Source organism: Billgrantia gudaonensis (assembly GCF_900100195.1).
GTDB classification, from domain to species: Bacteria; Pseudomonadota; Gammaproteobacteria; order Pseudomonadales; family Halomonadaceae; genus Halomonas; species Halomonas gudaonensis.
Genome location: NZ_FNES01000008.1, coordinates 113078 through 130760 on the forward strand (window position 1 = coordinate 113078; position 17683 = coordinate 130760).

16 protein-coding genes are annotated in these 17683 nt (G+C 65.1%); 11 read left to right on the forward strand and 5 right to left on the reverse strand.

The annotated features are described in order from the left end of the window. The first annotated feature begins 7 nt into the window (after positions 1 to 7). Together BLP96_RS11130 and mtnN are read left to right on the forward strand one after the other, a co-directional pair. Positions 8 to 481 carry an S-ribosylhomocysteine lyase gene (locus BLP96_RS11130; RefSeq protein ID WP_089686133.1) on the forward strand — a complete coding sequence of 158 codons (474 nt, stop codon included), beginning with the start codon at positions 8 to 10 and terminating at the stop codon, positions 479 to 481. 35 nt (positions 482 to 516) lie between these two features. After that, complete coding sequence (gene mtnN, locus BLP96_RS11135) at positions 517 to 1257, forward strand: 5'-methylthioadenosine/S-adenosylhomocysteine nucleosidase (protein WP_089686135.1); 741 nt, start codon at positions 517 to 519, stop codon at positions 1255 to 1257. Positions 1258 to 1330: 73 nt separating this feature from the next. Here mtnN and pyrC read toward each other — a convergent pair whose 3' ends face one another. Further along, the gene (gene pyrC, locus BLP96_RS11140; RefSeq protein ID WP_089686137.1) at positions 1331 to 2368 is read right to left on the reverse strand and encodes a dihydroorotase; all 1038 of its coding nucleotides are present in this window, start codon (positions 2366 to 2368) and stop codon (positions 1331 to 1333) included. Positions 2369 to 2561: 193 nt separating this feature from the next. Between pyrC and BLP96_RS11145 the strand changes: the two genes are divergently transcribed. Then, positions 2562 to 2981, forward strand: a complete 420-nt coding sequence (locus BLP96_RS11145) for a hypothetical protein (RefSeq protein ID WP_089686139.1) — start codon at positions 2562 to 2564, stop codon at positions 2979 to 2981. Positions 2982 to 3001: 20 nt separating this feature from the next. Here the strand turns inward: BLP96_RS11145 and BLP96_RS11150 are convergent, their stop codons facing one another. The 3 genes from BLP96_RS11150 to BLP96_RS11160 all read right to left on the reverse strand — a co-directional run bounded on the left by BLP96_RS11150 (position 3002) and on the right by BLP96_RS11160 (position 5645). Next, positions 3002 to 4246 carry an NAD(P)/FAD-dependent oxidoreductase gene (locus BLP96_RS11150; RefSeq protein ID WP_089686141.1) on the reverse strand — a complete coding sequence of 415 codons (1245 nt, stop codon included), beginning with the start codon at positions 4244 to 4246 and terminating at the stop codon, positions 3002 to 3004. 182 nt (positions 4247 to 4428) lie between these two features. Further along, a complete protein-coding gene (locus BLP96_RS11155; RefSeq protein WP_089686143.1) occupies positions 4429 to 4893 on the reverse strand; it encodes a tellurite resistance TerB family protein in 465 nt (154 codons plus the stop codon). Between the two features lie 59 nt (positions 4894 to 4952). Beyond that, positions 4953 to 5645 carry a GntR family transcriptional regulator gene (locus tag BLP96_RS11160; RefSeq protein WP_089686145.1) on the reverse strand — a complete coding sequence of 231 codons (693 nt, stop codon included), beginning with the start codon at positions 5643 to 5645 and terminating at the stop codon, positions 4953 to 4955. 197 nt (positions 5646 to 5842) lie between these two features. Between BLP96_RS11160 and BLP96_RS11165 the strand changes: the two genes are divergently transcribed. The 7 genes from BLP96_RS11165 (at position 5843) to BLP96_RS11195 (ending at position 13960) form a co-directional block, all read left to right on the forward strand. Continuing rightward, positions 5843 to 7399 carry an ABC transporter substrate-binding protein gene (locus BLP96_RS11165; protein WP_089686148.1) on the forward strand — a complete coding sequence of 519 codons (1557 nt, stop codon included), beginning with the start codon at positions 5843 to 5845 and terminating at the stop codon, positions 7397 to 7399. A gap of 72 nt (positions 7400 to 7471) precedes the next feature. Continuing rightward, on the forward strand, positions 7472 to 8449 hold the full coding sequence (locus tag BLP96_RS11170) for an ABC transporter permease (RefSeq protein WP_089686150.1): 978 nt from the start codon (positions 7472 to 7474) through the stop codon (positions 8447 to 8449). Beyond that, positions 8446 to 9282: an ABC transporter permease gene (locus BLP96_RS11175; RefSeq protein WP_089686152.1), complete on the forward strand. Its 837-nt coding sequence runs from the start codon at positions 8446 to 8448 to the stop codon at positions 9280 to 9282. The genes BLP96_RS11170 and BLP96_RS11175 overlap by 4 nt, the downstream gene beginning before the upstream one ends. 20 nt (positions 9283 to 9302) lie before the next feature. Continuing rightward, complete coding sequence (locus tag BLP96_RS11180; protein ID WP_089686154.1) at positions 9303 to 10916, forward strand: ABC transporter ATP-binding protein; 1614 nt, start codon at positions 9303 to 9305, stop codon at positions 10914 to 10916. Positions 10917 to 10942: 26 nt separating this feature from the next. Then, entirely contained in the window at positions 10943 to 12346 is a 1404-nt protein-coding gene (locus BLP96_RS11185; protein WP_089686156.1) for an FAD-binding oxidoreductase, read from the forward strand. Further along, positions 12343 to 12789: a GNAT family N-acetyltransferase gene (locus BLP96_RS11190; RefSeq protein WP_089686158.1), complete on the forward strand. Its 447-nt coding sequence runs from the start codon at positions 12343 to 12345 to the stop codon at positions 12787 to 12789. Before BLP96_RS11185 ends, BLP96_RS11190 begins: the two co-directional genes overlap by 4 nt. A gap of 64 nt (positions 12790 to 12853) precedes the next feature. Beyond that, positions 12854 to 13960 (forward strand): pyridoxal phosphate-dependent aminotransferase, encoded by a 1107-nt coding sequence (locus BLP96_RS11195; RefSeq protein ID WP_089686159.1) that lies wholly within the window; start codon positions 12854 to 12856, stop codon positions 13958 to 13960. A gap of 18 nt (positions 13961 to 13978) precedes the next feature. Here the strand turns inward: BLP96_RS11195 and BLP96_RS11200 are convergent, their stop codons facing one another. After that, complete coding sequence (locus tag BLP96_RS11200) at positions 13979 to 16498, reverse strand: bifunctional diguanylate cyclase/phosphodiesterase (RefSeq protein ID WP_089686162.1); 2520 nt, start codon at positions 16496 to 16498, stop codon at positions 13979 to 13981. Between the two features lie 180 nt (positions 16499 to 16678). On the opposite strand from BLP96_RS11200, the gene BLP96_RS11205 reads away from it, so the two are divergent. After that, positions 16679 to 17674, forward strand: coding sequence for a TRAP transporter substrate-binding protein (locus tag BLP96_RS11205; protein WP_089686164.1), 996 nt, complete (start codon positions 16679 to 16681; stop codon positions 17672 to 17674). Positions 17675 to 17683 lie beyond the last annotated feature (9 nt).

Sequence of the window (17683 nt, forward strand, 5' to 3'; positions counted from 1 at the left end):
CTCGTCCATGAGCGACAAGATGAACGTCGAAAGCTTCAATCTCGATCATACCAAGGTGAAAGCACCCTACGTACGCCTGGCCGACATCAAGGCCGGCGTGAACGGTGACCGCATTCACAAGTACGACATGCGCATCTGCCAGCCCAACCGGGACCACATGGAGATGCCCGCCCTGCACTCCCTGGAACACCTGATGGCCGAACTGTCGCGCAATCATTCCGACAAGGTCGTCGACATCAGCCCGATGGGCTGCCAGACCGGCTTCTACGTCGCCATGATCAACCACGATGACTACGACGACGTGCTGCGCCTCTTGCAGAACACGCTCGAGGACGTTCTGGCCGCCGATTCGGTACCGGCCTGTAACGAGATGCAATGCGGCTGGGCGGCCAGTCACAGCCTCGAAGGTGCCAAGGACATAGCCCGTGGCTTTCTTGCCAAGCGCGATGAATGGACCCAGGTCTTCGCCGAGCCGCACTGACCGTACCCTTTGACCTCGCCGGAGCTCACGGACAGATGAAACGCATCGGTATCATCGGCGCCATGGCCCAGGAAGTGGCCCACCTCGCTTCCCTGCTGCAAGACCGCCGCACTCGCACCCACGTCGGCTGCACCTTTCACCACGGTCGCCTGCATGGCGCGGACGTGATCATCCTGCAATCGGGCATCGGCAAGGTGAATGCCGCCATCGGTACGACCCTGCTGCTCGACGTCTACCAGCCGGAAGCCATCATCAACACCGGCTCGGCCGGCGGCTTCGGCGAGGGGCTGGGAGTCGGCGACATCGTGGTTTCCAGCGAAGTGCGCCATCATGACGTCGACGCCGTGGTGTTCGGCTACGAGCACGGCCAGGTACCGGACATGCCGGCCGCGTACCTGCCCGACGAAAGACTGGTGCAGGTCGCGCGCGAATGCGTCGAGGCGCTCGGCGAGGTGCGCGTGACGGAAGGCCTGATCGCTACCGGCGACGTCTTCATGGCCTGCCCCGAGCGGGTGGCCCAGACGCGCACGCGCTTTCCCACCATGCTCGCCGCCGAGATGGAGGCCGCGGCGATCGCCCAGACCTGCCATCTCTACGGGTGCCCGTTCGTGGTCATTCGCGCCCTGTCGGACATTGCCGGCGGCAGCGACAACCACCTCTCCTTCGCTCAGTTCCTCGACCAGGCCGCCGACCATTCCGCACGCATGGTCGAGGCCATGGTCGCCCGCCTGGCCACCCCCGCCCCTCAGGCGGACGCCGAGCCCGTCGCCGGCTGAACGCGTCGCTTTCGGAAACGGAGACGGCCGCCTCCGAGGCGGCCGTCGCCGTTCACGGCAAACGCTGACGCGCTCAGCCGCGCAATCGCCACGCCAAGGATTCGCCCGCCAGCAGCGGAACGATGCGCTGGCCGTCGGCATACGGCAGCGATGCCGGCAGCTCCCATGGCTCGCGTACCAGGGTGACATTGTCGCGGTTGCGTGGCAGACCATAGAAGTCGGGGCCGAAATGGCTGGCGAACCCTTCCAGACGATCCAGGGCATCGACCTGCTCGAAGGCCGTGGCATAGAGTTCGATCGCCGCCGGAGCCGTGTAGGCGCCAGCACAGCCGCAAGCCGATTCCTTGTCTCCCCGAGCGTGAGGCGCACTGTCGGTGCCCAGGAAGAACTTGGGGCTGCCCGAGGTGGCCGCGGCCAGCAACGCCTCTCGGTGACGCTCGCGCTTGAGGATCGGCAGACAGTAATAGTGAGGGCGTATCCCGCCCACCAGCATGTGATTGCGGTTGAACAGCAGGTGGTGGGCGGTGATGGTCGCTGCAATGGTGTTCGGCGCTTCGCTGACGAACCGGGCGGCATCGGCGGTGGTGATGTGCTCGCACACCACTTTCAGATCGGGGTGGCGCTCGACCAGCGGCTTGAGCACGCGCTCGATGAACACCGCTTCGCGATCGAAGATGTCGATTTCGCCGTCGGTCACCTCGCCGTGCACCAGAAGCGGCATGCCCAGCCGTGCCATGGCAGCAATGGCGGCATCGCACCTGGCCGTATCGGTGACGCCGGAGTCCGAGTTGGTAGTCGCTCCCGCCGGGTAGAGCTTCACGGCGTGCACGAGGCCGCTGGCATGGGCTCGTTCGATCTCTTCGGCCGAGGTGTTGTCGGTGAGGTAGAGCGTCATCAGCGGCTCGAAAGCGCTACCTTCGGGACGCGCGGCGAGAATCCGCTCGCGGTAGGCCAGCGCCTGCCGGGTAGTGGTGACGGGCGGTTTGAGGTTGGGCATGATGATCGCCCGGCCCATCTGGCGCGCCGAGGCGGGCACCACGGCCTGAAGCGCCGTGCCGTCGCGCAGATGCAGATGCCAGTCGTCGGGTCGCGTCAAGGTGATAGCGTTCACGGTCGTTCCTGTGGTCGGCATGGATTCGCGGATCGTTCGGAGATGACCAGTATACCGTACGGCAAAGCGCCTGAGCCGACCGACATCTTGGCCCAAGACGATCGTTCCCAGATCGGCCGACCACCCAAACGGCAGCAACGCCATGCGTTTTGCCGTATCATCGTCGCCGTTTGCCAGTCGGAGAGTCATCGCCATGCCCAGAGTCCGCCACTACGCCGACATCGTCGCCATCCTGGCCGGCCTGATGTGGATCCTGGTTTTCTGGTCGGTGAGCATCTCGGCGCACCTGGACAGCATGGAACCGGTGCTCGCCGCCCTGCTGCTGCTCGGCACCATGATTCTGTTGAGCTTCGCGCACCGCCCCATTCGCATCCACCTGAGCCGCTACCACGTACGCAAGCGGCGCACGGAAATGTGGATGCACATTCTGGCACTGCCCATGCTGCTGGCCCTGCTGCTGGGCGTGATACTGGAAGCGCTGATCACCCCGCTCAGCGGCCAGCAGAAAATGCTGCTGTTCAACGTGCTGGCCACCGCCGGCTGGGTCGTCTACGTCATGACGCTGGTGGTCAAGTTCGTGTTCCACCAGCTTCGCCGGCGCCGCCGGGGCTGACTGGCCAGGAGCCTGGCCTTCTAGAAGCGGTCGGCGCGGAAGGGCGCCATGTCCACCACTGGCGTCTCTCCTTCCATCATCTCCGCCAGCACGCGGCCCGTCACGGGTCCGAGGGTGAACCCCTGATGCCCATGACCGAAAGCGAACCATAACCCGTCATGGCGCGGTGCCGGACCGATCACCGGTTTCATGTCCGGCAGGCACGGCCGCGCACCCTGCCAGGGCTGCGGATCCAGGCGTTCGCCGAGACCGGGATAGAGGCGGCGCGCGGCGGCTTCGGCGGTGGCCAGCTGTCCGTAGCGAGGCGGGGCGTCGAGGCGTTCGAGCTCGGCGCCGGTCGTCAAGCGAGTACCGGCCTGCATGGGAGCCAGAATGTAACCGACTTCGACATCGGCCACCCAATGGGCCAGCCGAGTCGACTCGCCGCCGTCGAAATGCATATGGTAGCCGCGCTTGACGAAGGTGGGCAGACGATAGCCGAGGGTTCTCAGCCACGACCCCGACCACGGGCCCAGTGCGACCACCACATCCTGAGCCTCCTCGATGCCGGCATCCGTCTCGACGCGCCAGCCGCTGGCCGTCTGGGTCACCCGCTGCAGTGAAGCTTCGAGATAGCGCCCCCCTTCGTGCAGAAAGGCATCGGCATAGGCCCCGACCAGGGCGCCGGGGTCGACCACGCCCCAGGAGTTGGTCCAGTGAATGGCTCCCGCCAAGGCATCCGACAGGGCCGGTTCGCGACGCCGAAGAGCTCCACCGTCGAGCACCTCGTGCGTCACTCCGAACCGTTCGGCTGCATCGACGGCCTCCCCGGCACGAGCGGCGAGACCGGCCGAATCGCGATAGACCTCCAGCCAGCCATCCTTGCGCACCAGGTGGTCGGCATTCGCCGCCTCGATCATCGGCGCATGCTCTTCGGTCGCATGCATGATCAGCGACGCATATTCGGGAACGATGCGGGCATAGCGATGCCGTCCGGAGTGCCGCCAGTAATCGAACAGCGGACCGGCAGATTCGAGCATGCCGCGCCAGCCATAGCGGATGTCCGCCCGCCGATTGGGCAAAACGGCCAACAGCTTGCCAATGGACCGAGGAAACGGATAGGGGCGTACCGCCTCGCGCTGGATCAGTCCACCGTTGCCGAAGGAGGTTTCCTTTCCCGGGGCACGACGGTCCACCAGCGTCACCGAGCGCCCCCTCCGCGCCAGGTGCCAGGCAATGGACACGCCGACCATGCCGGCTCCCAGAACGATGGTTTCGCGAGACATGCTTCTCCTCCGGATGAACGAACGATGACCCCGCCGGCAACCGCTGGAGCGGCGATGAAAAGGACTGTCGCATCAGCAATGCCACTCGGGGCCGATCCGCCGACAGGTCTACGGGACCTACGGCGGCGAAGCGACATTCTAGCAGGCTGCTCGTAGCGGCGCCGAGCCACGGCGGACGACATTCAGCCCTCGGAGGCAGCGTCCTGCGCCTGAAGCTTGGTTCGAATGAAGTCGGAGTGACTGACGTGAAGCAGATCGGCAAGCCGACGGATACGGTGCTCCTCCAGGTGGTGCGCCTCGCCGTCGGCAAGTGCCAGGGTCCACATCATGCGTACCAGTTCGCAGCGGCTGGCATAACCGTAGTGCTGCTTGATGAGGCTGACGAACTGATAGTGGTCGACCGCTTGCTCCGCTTCCTCTCCGGCCAACTGCATCAGTTCGTCGAGGGCGGCAGCATCGAGAGAGAAGCGTCGTCCCAACTGCTCGCGCAGCAACGCCAGTTCGCGCTCGTCGAGATGATAATCGGCTCGCGCCACCTCGAAGAGCAGAGCCGCCGTTGCCAGCTCCAGAGTGGCGGTGGAAGTATCGGTATCGTTCCCCGGATCGGCCAGTGTCTGCTGAAAGAAACGTTGAATCTTGTCGAGCATGTCGGGCTCCTTAGCGGTACGCAGATGGGACAGAAGACGTCTGGCCACGTTCCCCGCCATCACCCCAGCGCGTCGGCAATGCCTTGAACCACATAGTCGCGGGCGACGCCGATGTGGTAATCGATCGCCTCGCGGCAGCGCCCCTCATCGCCACTCGCCAAGGCATCCAGCAGGCTCCAGTGGGAAGTCGCGATACTGTCCGGATCGGCATGAGTCTTGCCGATCAAGGCAATGCAGAGGCGCAGTTCGTGGGACAAGCCATCGAACGCCTTGAGCAGGCGACGGTTACCGGCCAGCTCGATCATCTGCCGGTGAAAGGCCAGGTCCTCTTCGATCTTGCGGCTCTCGCTATCGCTCGCCGCCGCCTCGCACATGCGCTCCACCTGCTCGAAGAGAACGCGTTCCGCCGCGGCATCATAGCGCGCCATCAGCCGCCCCATGGCGTGCCGTTCCAGGCACAGACGCAGATCGAAGACGTCTCCCAATTCGGCTGCATCCAACGCGCGCACGAAGAATCCGCGCCGCGGCTGCGAGACCAGCAGGCCGCGACTTTCGAGCAGCCGCGCCGCTTCGCGCACTGGAGCCCGGCTGACGCCCAGGTCACGAGCGAGCTGCACTTCGGAGAGGCGTTCACCGGGAGCGAACCGCTGGCTGATGATGGCCTGGGTCAGATAATCGGCCACCTGCTCGACCAGATTGCGCTGCTGGATGAAGGGCACGTGCCGGCTAGCGTCTGAAGATGGCGCGGACATGGCGAATCGACTCGAAGGATACCTGGCTACAGTATGAACGAAGCACCCTGTTTGTCGACCGTCGATTGACGACTGTCGACAGTATTTAGCGGCACTGCTATGTTCAGAACGGACCCGGAAAACAACGGTAACGATACCGGGCGCGACAATACCGCACCTCCGCTCGACAACAGCATCAACAAGACTGGAGCAGGACGATGAAGACACCTATCGCCATTGCCGTGGCCGCTGCGGCATCTCTTGGCACCACCGCCATCACGGCCGACGAGCCCAAGTCCGGCGGCGTGATCGACACCATCATTCAGCCGGAGCCGCCGGGCCTGGTACTGGGCATGATCCAGAACGCCCCCACCCGCACGGTGGCCGGCAACATCTACGAAGGCCTGCTGCGCTACGACACCGATCTGGAACCCATGCCACAGCTCGCCGAATCGTGGGAGATCAGTGACGACGGCCTCACCTACACCTTCCATCTGCGTGACGACGTCACCTGGCACGATGGCGAGCCCTTCACCGCCGAGGACGTGGTGTTCTCCGCCGACGTCTTCCATCGCGAGCTCAACCCCAGCGCTCGCGCGGTGCTGCAGCACATCGAATCCATCGAAGCCCTCGACGAACACACCGTCGAATTCACTCTCGAGAAGCCCTTCGGTCCCTTCCTGATCTCCTTCGAGGCCGGCACCTTCACCATGGTGCCCGAGCACATCTACGCGGGCACCGAGTTCCGCGACAACGAGGCCAACAATCACCCCATCGGCACCGGCCCATTCAAGTTCGACAGCTGGGACCGCGGCACCGTGATCCAACTGGTCAAGAACGAAGACTACTACGAGGAAGACCTGCCGTATCTCGACGGCATCAACTGGCACATCATTCCTGACGGCGCCTCGCGGGCCGTGGCCTACGAGAACGGCACCGTCGACGTGCTGCCCTACGGCACGGTCGAAAATTTCGACATTCCCCGTCTCACCGAGATGGACAATACCTGTGTGACCGACAAGGGGCACGAATACTTCAGCCCCTTCGCCATGCTGTGGATGAACAATCGCGAAGGCCCTACCGCCGACAAGCGCTTCCGCCAGGCGGTGATGTACGCCATGGATCGCGAGTTCGCCCGCGACGTGCTGTGGAATGGTCTGGGGCAGGTGCCGCTGGGTGCGTTCGGCTCCAATGCCAGGTTCCAGAACGACGATCTCGCCCCCTACGACCACGACCCCGAACGCGCTCGCGAGCTGCTCGACGAGATGGGTTATGACGGCGAGGAGGTGCGCCTGCTGCCGCTGCCCTACGGCGAGACTTGGACGCGCTGGGCCGAGGCCGTGCAGCAGAACCTGAAGGAAGTGGGCATCGAGGTGCGTACCGAGGCCACCGACGTGGGCGGCTGGAACCAGCGCCTGGGCGACTGGGATTACGACCTCGCCTTCACGTACCTCTACCAGTACGGCGATCCCGCCCTGGGCATCTCGCGCACCTACCTTTCCGACAACATCGAGAAAGGCTCGCCCTGGAACAACGTCGAGGGCTACGAGAACGAGCGGGTCGACGAGCTGTTCAACGCTGCCGCCACGGCCTTCCCCGATGAAGAGCGCGAGAAGCTCTACCACGAGGTGCAGGAAATCCTTCAGGAGGACGTGCCGGTAGGCTGGCTGCTGGAGCTCGGTTTCCCGACGATCTATCGCTGTGACGTCAAGAACCTGGTGACTTCCGGCGTCGGAGTCAACGATGGGTTCAAGGACGCTTGGCTCGATCGCTGATGGCCAGCCCATGATCGGTGAAGGACGGCGGACGCCGTCCTTCACGCCACGCACGTCGTCCGAGGCACTCGCATGCTCTACGCTCGACTGATCGCTTCACGGCTCGTCAAGGCCGTGATCGTGCTCTTCCTCATCATCATCTTCAACTTCGTCCTCATCCAGCTGGCCCCCGGGGATCCGGCTGCCATCCTGGCCGGCGAGGCCGGTGCCACCGACGAGGAGTTCCTGAACCAGCTACGCGAGCGTTTCGGGCTCGACCAGCCGATGTACGTGCAGCTCTGGCATTACGTCTCGGGCATCGCCACGCTGGATTTCGGTTTCTCCTATCGTCAGCAGATGCCGGTGCTCGACCTGATCCTGGCGCGCCTTCCCGCCACGCTGCTGCTCACCGGCACCGCCTTCGTGCTCTCTCTGGGCCTGGGCATCCTCGCCGGCTCCTTGGCTGCCGCCCGTGTCAAGAAGCCCTCCGGCTCGCTGATCATGGCACTGGCCCTGCTCTTCTACGCCACGCCGCTGTTCTGGGTCGCACTCATGGCCGTGGTGCTGTTCTCGGTCTACCTGGAATGGCTCCCCGCCTACGGCATGCTCACCGTCGGTGCCGGGCATACCGGGCTGGCCCTGGCGCTGGACGTGGGCAAGCACCTCATCCTGCCCGCCACGACCCTCGCGCTGTTCTTCATGGCGATCTACACGCGCATGACCCGCGCCTCGATGATCGAGGCGTCGCAGCAGGACTACGTCAAGACGGCCCGCGCCAAGGGACTCAGCAACGGCGTCATCCAGCGACGTCATATCCTGCGCAATGCACTGTTGCCGATCATCACCCTGGCCGGCCTCCAGGCGGGACAGATGGTGGGCGGTGCCATTCTCACCGAGACGGTGTTCGCCTGGCCCGGAATCGGCCGGCTGATGTTCGAAGCGTTGCAGCAACGCGACTACAACCTGCTACTCGGCATCTTCTTCTTCTCGGCGGCGCTAGTGATTCTCTTCAACATCGTCACCGACCTCGTCTATCGCCTGGCCGACCCGCGCATCAAGGAGGCCCCATGAGCTTCTTCGCCCGCTTCGCCCAGAACCGCGGCGCCCTGATCGGCGTGATCATCCTCGCAGTGATCATCGCCATGGCGGCCCTGGCACCGTTTCTCTACCCTGAATCGCCCTGGCGCATGGTACAGCGCCCGTTCCTCCCACCGCTGGAAATGGACGGTTTCCCGTTGGGCACCGACACCATGGGCCGCAACGTCGCTGCCGGTCTGATGCACGGCGCCTGGGTATCGCTGCTCATCGGCTTCGTCTCGACCAGCGTCGCCCTGCTCATCGGCGTTCCACTCGGCGCCGTGGCCGGCTATTACGGCGGGCTGATCGACGACGGCCTGATGCGCTTCACCGAATTCTTCCAGACCATTCCCAACTTCGCGCTGGCCATCGTGCTGGTGGCCATCATGCAGCCCAGCGTGACCTCCATCGTACTGGCCATCGCTCTGGTGAGCTGGCCGCCGGTAGCACGCCTGGTGCGGGCCGAATTCCTGTCGCTGCGCCATCGCGAGTACGTGGAAGCCGCCCGCCTGGTAGGCCAGGGCAACGCCACCATCATCCTGCGCCAGATCCTGCCCAACACCCTGTCGCCCATCATCGTGCTCGCCTCGCTGATGGTGGCCACCGCCATTCTGCTGGAATCCGCCCTCTCCTTCCTGGGGCTGGGCGACCCCAACGTGATGTCCTGGGGCTACATGATCGGCGCGGCGCGCACCGTGATCCGGCAGGCCTGGTGGCTCAGTTTCTTCCCCGGGGTGGCGATCTTGCTCACCGTGCTCGCCCTCAACCTGGTCGGCGAAGGGCTCGATGACGCCCTCAACCCCAAGCTCGCTCGCGAACGCTCATGAGCTGCACGCAGGAGAACGTCATGACTGAGACCGTATTGAGCATTCGCGACCTGACTCTCGCTCTGCCCAAGGGGGCCGACCGGGCCTTCGCCGTGGAGCACGTCAGCTACGATGTGAGCGAGGGCGAAATCCTCTGCGTCGTCGGAGAATCCGGCTCCGGCAAGTCGATGGCCGCCAACGCCGTAATGGGGCTGCTGCCCAAGGGAGTGCACGCCACCGGCGGTGAAATATGGTTCGGTGGCCAGAACCTTTTGACCCTCGACGAACGAGCCCACCGCAGCTTGCGCGGCCTGCGCATCGGCATGATCTTCCAGGAACCGATGACCGCACTGAATCCGCTGATGCGCGTGGGAGCCCAGATCGCCGAGGTGTTCGAAGCCCACGGCCGCCATACCCCGAAGGAGCGCCAGGCACGGGCCCTCGCTCTGCTCGAGGAGGTCGGCATTCCCCAGCCGGAGCGCGCCATTCGCGCCTACCCGTTCCAGCTCTCCGGTGGCCAGCGTCAGCGGGTGATGATCGCCATGGCGCTGGCGCTGGAGCCGGAATTGCTGATCGCCGATGAGCCCACCACGGCACTCGATGTCACCACCCAGGCACAGATTCTGAAGCTGATCCGCGATCTTCAGCAGCGACGCGGCATGGCAGTGATGTTCATCACCCATGACTTCGGCGTGGTCGCCGAAGTCGCCACCCGGGTGTGCGTGATGCGCGAAGGCGAGATCGTCGAACTGGGCGAGGCCCGGGAGGTGCTGGATCATCCCCGGCACGACTATACCCGGGCACTGATCGATGCCATCCCCAACGATGCCGTTCCCAACCGTCACCACGCTGCCGAAGCGCAGCCTCTCCTCGAGGTACGCCACCTGGACAAGGTATTCCGATCGCGTGGCGGGATGCTCAAACCCAGCCGGGAAGTCCACGCCCTCGACGACATCAGCTTCACTCTGAGCCGAGGCGAGACCCTGGGCATCGTTGGCGAGTCGGGCTCCGGCAAGTCGACGCTGGGTCGCTGCGTGGTGCGTCTGGAACGACCGGATAGCGGACAACTGTTGCTCGACGGGGTCGATTTCACCACCCTCAAGGGCGAAACCCTGCGTCGCGGGCGTCGCCGGGTGCAGATGATATTCCAGGATCCCTATGCCTCGCTGAATCCTCGCACCCGGGTCGGCCTGGCCATCGCCCAGGGCCCCATCGCCAACGGCGTGCCTCGCGATCAGGCCCTGGCCAAGGCCGACGAACTGCTGGAGCTGGTGGGTCTGGGCGGCGTGGCCGACCGTTTTCCCCACGAATTCTCCGGCGGCCAGCGCCAACGCATCGGCATTGCCCGCGCCCTGGCACTCGAGCCGGAGCTGATCGTCGCCGACGAAGCGGTCTCGGCACTCGACGTTTCCATCCAGGCGCAGATCCTCGAGTTGCTCGAACGGCTGCAGCAAACTTTCTCGCTGTCGCTGCTGTTCATCACCCACGATCTGCGCGTCGCCGCCCAGATCTGCGACCGGCTGATCGTCATGCAGCACGGTCGCATCGTCGAGCACGGCACCGCCGAAGCGATCTTCCGCACGCCTCGGGCCGCCTACACACGCGAGCTGCTCGAAGCCATTCCGGGGCGGGATGCCGTGCTGGCCAGCGCCTGATCCCCGCCCCTCTGCAAGGAGACCGAATGGACGCCCTCCTCAATGACATCGCCACCGTCGTCGGCCAAGGCAACGTGCTCACCGGCGCCGACGTGGTCACCCGCCGCGTCGACTGGCTGAGCGGCGAGCCCTGTCGTGCCGGCGCCATCGTGCGCCCGGCCGATACCGACGAACTGGCGTCGGTGATGCGCCTCTGTCATGCCGCCCGCCAGCCGGTGGTCGCCCATGGCGGGCTCACCGGCCTGGTCCACGGCGCCACGACCGCCCCCCACGAGCTGGCGATCTCGCTGGAACGGCTGAGCGCTATCGAGGCCCTCGACCCCATCGGCGGCACCCTGACCGTGCAGGCCGGAGTCCCCCTGCAGCGCGTGCAGGAAGCGGCCGAAGCCGAAGGGCTGCAGTTCCCCCTCGACCTGGGCGCTCGCGGCTCCTGTACCATCGGCGGCAACATCGCCACCAATGCCGGCGGGGTTCGGGTCATCCGCTACGGAATGATGCGTCAGCAAGTGCTGGGGCTCGAGGCGGTGCTGGCCGACGGCACCGTGGTCAGCTCGCTCAATCGCATGCTCAAGAACAACGCCGGCTACGACCTCAAGCAGTTGTTCATCGGCAGCGAGGGGACATTGGGTATCGTCACCCGTGCCGTCCTCAAGCTGCAGCCGCGCCTGCCCAGCGAACAGACCGCCCTGGTGGCCTGCCCCGACTTCGAGGCTCTCACCGCTTTGCTGCGCCACCTGGGCCATCGTCTGGGCGGCGCCCTGGGCACCTTCGAGGTCATGTGGGACAACCACTATCGACTGCTGACCGAGGAGAGCGGCCGCCACGCGCCGCCCCTGGCACTCGGCGCCCCCTTCTACGTACTGGTCGAATCCCTGGGACTGGATCCGGAGCGCAACGCCGTTCAGTTCACCGAAGCCCTGGAAGCCGCCCTGGCCGATCGTCTGATCAGCGATGCCGTCGTGGCCCAATCGGCCACCCAGCGCGACGCTCTATGGGCCATACGCGAAGACATCGAGGGCTTGCTCCAGACCCTCGCTCCACTCTTCACCTTCGACATCAGCCTGCCCATTGCCGAGATGGCGACCTACGTCGCAGAGCTCGAAAGCGCGCTGGCCCGCGACTGGCCGGAGGGACGGCTGGTGGTGTTCGGCCACCTGGGCGACGGCAATCTGCACGTCTCTGTCAGCGTGGGAAGCGCCGAGCGCGAGGTTCGCTGCGCCGTGGAGCACCTCGTCTACGCTCCGCTCACCCCACTGGGCGGTTCGGTCTCCGCCGAACACGGCATCGGCCTGGAAAAGCGCGACTACCTGTCGCTGTCGCGCAGCCCCGAAGAGATCGCGCTGATGCGCACCCTCAAGCGGGCCCTCGACCCTCACCATCTGCTCAACCCCCACAAGGTTCTGCCCCCTGCACCGGAGGACACCCCATGAGCGTCACTCTCACCACGCCCACGCTGGCCGACCGCCCCCATTGGGAGCGGCTCTTCCGTGGCTATGCCGACTACTACGGGCTGCCCGCCTCCCAAAGCACCCTGGATACGGTCTGGAACTGGATTCACGATGCCGAGGAGCCCTTCCACTGTCGCTTGGCAGTCACACCAGACGGCGAAGCCGTGGGGCTGATGCACTTCCGCGCCATGCCTTCACCGCTGCGCGGCACCCGGGTCGGCTTTCTGGACGACCTCTTCGTCGACCCGGGCCATCGCGGCAGCGGTGTCGTGGACGCCATGCTCGAAGGGCTCACCGCCGAAGCCCGTCACCTCGGCTGGCCCTTCGTACGCTGGATCACCCGCGAGCAGAACTATCGGGCACGTGCCGTCTACGACCGCTGGGCCACCCATACGGATTGGCAGACCTACCAGTTGGAAACCTGAATCGGTTGCTGGATCCCGGTCGCCCGTTCAGCATGAAACCACCCCACGACATCGAGAGGTTGCCATGCCCCGCTTCCCCGACCACCTGACCGGCCAAGGCCCCAGCAATCCCTTCCCGGGCATCAAGGTACTGGAGCGCCGCATCGGCCGCGAGATTCCCCATCGTCTGGGCTCCAACGAGGGCCTCGACATGCCCCACCGAGCCCTGCGCGAACGCTTCGGAGATGCCATGGTGGAGCATGCCTACTGCTACGGCGATGCCGAAGCGCTCGGCGTGCGCCAGCGGTTGTGCGAGCTGCACGGCTACCCGCTGGATGCCACTCTGGTGGATGCCGGCGCAGACAGCCTGATCGCCCTGGCATTGCGCACCACCTGCACGCCCGATTGCACGGTGGTGAGTGCTGCAGGCACCTACCCCACCTTCGGCTATTTCGCCCAAGGGCAGGGCTGCCGCCTGCAGGAGCTGCCCTATGTGGAACGACCCGGCCTGCTCGCTCCCGACCTCGACGCCCTTCTCGAGACGGCTCACGAGCGCCAGGCACGGCTGGTCTACCTGGCCAACCCCGACAATCCCAGCGGCCACCTTCATGACGATGAGGCCATTCGCCGGCTGCGCCGGGACCTGCCCGACGACTGCTGGCTGCTGCTCGACGAGGCCTACCACGACTTTCGCGACGACGCCGAGGCACCCTTCAGCCGCGAGGTGATTCCCGGCGTGATTCGTCTGCGCACGCTCTCCAAGGCCCACGGCATGGCCGGACTGCGCATCGGCTACGCCCTGGCCGAGCCCGACACCCTGGCCATGATGATGAAGGTACGCATCCACTACGCCGTATCGACGCTGACGCAGGCCGCCGCCGAAACGGTACTGGACCACAACGACGAGGTGCGCGAACACGTGAGTGCGGTGAAGGAGCGCCGTGAACGACTCGCCGGCCACTTCCGCAACCTGGGTGCCGAAGTCCTGCCCAGTGCCACCAACTTCATCGCGTTGCGGTTGCCCGACGCCGAACTCGCGAGCCGGCTTCACGGCGAACTGCTGGAAGCGGGACGCCTGATCGCCCGGCCCGCACACCCCGATCTCGGCCATATCCTGCGCATCACCGCCGTGGCCGACGCCTTGGAACCTGGCCGCTTTGCCATCCTCGAACGAGCGCTGGCCACCGTCTGAGCGCTCGGGTGGCGACGCTCAACACTGACGCGGTAGCGGCACGACCGCTGAGCGGCTGCGAACCCAGGCAAGCATGTCACCGACGGGCTGTGGGCGGGCGAACAGAAAGCCCTGGAACCCCCCACACCCCAGCTCCTGGAGAATGGCCAGTTGCTCCTGCGTCTCGACGCCCTCGGCCACCACCTTCAGCGCCAGCTGCTCGGCCAGGGTCACGATCGTCCGGGCAATGGGCTGTGCCAGCGGATCCTGGGTCAGGTCACGCACGAAGGCGACATCGATTTTCAGGGTATCGAGGGGCAGCGCCTTCAGGTAGGCCAGCGACGAGTAGCCGGTACCGAAATCGTCCAGGGCAAAACGGATCCCCATCCGGCGCAGCAGGGCCATCTTGCCGATGACGTCATCGAGCTCCTCCATCAACAGCGATTCGGTCAACTCCAGGGTCAGTCGATGAGGCGAGACATCGTGGCGCGTCAGCACCGACAACACCTGGTCGACGAAGTCGGGCTGCTGGAACTGCTGAACGCTGACGTTGACCGACAGCCGACAATGTCCAAGCTCAGGATGCCCGGACCACTCGGCCAGGGTGCGGCACGCCATTTCCAGCACCCATTCCCCCAACCTCACGATCAGGCCGCTCTGCTCGGCCAGGGGGATGAATACGCCCGGCGACACCAGACCGCGCCGCGGGTGCTCCCAGCGCACCAGCGCCTCGGCCCCGAAAACGACTTCCTCGGCATCGACCTGCGGCTGCACATAGAGACGTAGCTGTCCCTCATCGATCGCCACGCGCAACTCCCGCTCCAGGCGCAGCCGCTCCTCCAGGGCCACCTCCATGCCGGAATCGAACACGCTCGGGCAGCCATCCCCGCGGCGCTTGGCATCGAGCAGTGCCAGATCGGCCCGCTTGAGCAGCTCGTCGTGCCCCGACTCATCGCCCTCTATCACCAAGGCGCCGCCAGTCACTCGGCAAGGGTAGGCATGCCCCGCCAGCTCGTAGTCGCCGCCCAGCGCGGCCAGCACACGAGTCACCCATTGTCGCGCCACCTGATCGGCAATGTGGAAGTTGCCCTCGGCGAGGGGCCCCACCAGCAGCGCGAATTCATTGCCATCCAGCCTCGCCACGGTCCCTGAATCGGCGGCAAGATCGTGGAGCCGGCCAGCCAGCTGGCGCAGCAGTTCATCGCCCATGGCATGCCCGAGGCTGTCATTGAGCAGCTTGAAGTGGTCGACATCGACCAGCACCAGCAATGCCGGGCCGCATCGCTGCTGCCGCATGCTCTCCAGCATCTCATCGAGGCGCTCCTGCAGGGCTCGCCGGTTGGGCAGTCCGGTCAGGTTGTCATGGTAGGCGAGATGCTGAATGTGCCGTCGAGTCCGAACTTCGGCACTGATATCGGTCAGCATGGCCACGTAGTCACGCGTCGTTTCATCGGCATAGTTCACGCGGCTGATGCCGAGCCTGGCCGGAAAGGTCGTGCCGTCGCGGTGCCGTGCTTCGATGGTACCGCGCCAGGAACCATCCCGGTTGAGCGCCTCCTGAATGCGTTCATTGAGGGCCCTCGCATCCTCGGCATAGTCCAGTGTCCAGGCCGACACACCCAATAACGCCTCGGAGGAGACGCCGACCATACGCTCGAAGGCTGCGTTGCAGAGCCGGATTCGCGCCCGGTCATCGAACAGCACGATGCCATCCTGCAACGCCGAGATCACCTCTAGCAGACGGGCACGCGTCATGCTCTGAGACTGCTCGCTGACCAACAGGCGCCGCTGGAAATGCGTTCCCAGCAGGGTCAACAATACGATGGCCGCGGCACTGGCACTGACCAGATAGACCAGCCAGACGGAGTGCTCATGATGACGGGTTGCCATGGGGTCGATGGCCGCATCGGGGGCGAACCAGGCGGCGGCCATGGCTACGTAATGCATGCCGCTGATGGCTAGCGAGACGATGACCGCCGCCAGCACCGCACAGGCACGTGCCTTGGCGCCATTCGCTACGTAGCGACAGGCACGATACGCATACGTGCCCAGAACCCCGAACACCAACGCCACCAGCAACGAGAGCAGGAAGTATGTCGTGGCATAATGCAGCGTTGCCGACATGCGCATGGCCGCCATGCCCAGGTAGTGCATCGCGCCGATCCCGGTGCCCAGCGCCAGCCCAGCACTCAGCAGCATCCGGTGTGCGACCGGCTCATCCCGCGACACCACCCTCAGTACGACGAAGCTGCCGAGGATCGCCGGCAGGATCGACATCATCGTCAGGCCCGGAGCATGATCGAAGGGAAACGGCAACCGATAGGCGTGCATGCCGATGAAATGCATGCTCCACACACCGATACCCAGCATGAAGGCGCCAGCGGCAAGCCACACGCCCTCTCGGCGCGTGCGCCGGGCGGAGCTCACCAGCTTGCTGACATCGAGCCCGGTGTAGGCGGCGCTGAAAGCGACCAGCCAAGAAAGCAGTACGAGGTCGATACGATGCGAGCCCTGCAGCAGGCCAAGCGCTGCAGGCTCGTCGATGAGGCTGATCGGCATAGATGATTCACGTCAGGGTTTTTCGGCCATCCTACCGCAACGCTTGCCCCGCTCTACACCCTGTCATCGCCATCCACAGCACCCGCGGCCGCGCCCGGCACACCGAGATTTGACCCGGGCAGGCGGCTACGGCATTCTCGGTTGACCTCAAGAGACTGAACTGACAGAGGAAAAACGATAATGAACGGTTTTGCACGCAGCACGCTGGCAGTCGGCATCGCTTTCGCCCTGACCGCAACCGCCAACGCCTCGGAGTTCTCCGACATGGAGCCGGTCACGCTACGCCTGGCCCACGTCGTCAACGAACAGGACGGGTTTCACATCGCTGCCACCCGGTTCGAGGAACTGGTCGAGGAACGCACCGAAGGCAAGGTGGACATCGAAATCTACCCCAATGCCTCCCTCGGCGACGAACGCACGCTGCTCGAAGGCATGCAGATCGGTACCGTGGACATGGGCGTGATCACCAACGGCCCGGTGGCCAACTTCGTCGAGGAGATGGCGGTCTTCGAGCTGCCCTTCCTGTTCCCTTCGCCGGAAGCCGCCTACGAAGTACTCGACGGTCCCATCGGTCAGGAGCTGCTCGACAAGCTCAGCGAAGTCAACCTCAAGGGCCTGGCCTATGCCGAGCGAGGTTTCCGTAACCTGACCAACAGCGAACGCCCGGTCGAAACCCCCGAAGACCTCGACGGCCTGCGCATTCGGGTCATGGAAAACCCCGTCTATACCGACACCTTCCGCGAACTCGGCGCCAATGCCGTCCCGATGGCCTGGACCGAAGCGCTCACCGCCATGCAGCAAGGTACCATCGACGGCCAGGAAAACCCGGTCAACGTCATCCATTCCTTCAAGCTCTTCGAGACCCAGGACCACATGACGCTGTCGCGGCATACCTATGCGCCGGCCATCTTCGTCATGGGCATGAGCGTATGGAACGAACTGCCAGCAGCCGCTCAGGAAGTCATGGCGCAAGCCGCCCAGGAAGCCGCCGAGCACGAGCGACGGGTCAACGCCGAGATGGAATCCGAGCAGCTCGCCGAGCTGCGTGAAGCCGGCATGCAAATCGTCGAGGAGCCCGACATCGGGGCGTTCCAGGAAGCCGTGGCACCGGTCTACGACCAGTACGGCGAGCAGTTCGGCGATTACCTGCCGCGCATCCGCGAGGCGCTGGAATGAGCGTCGCCC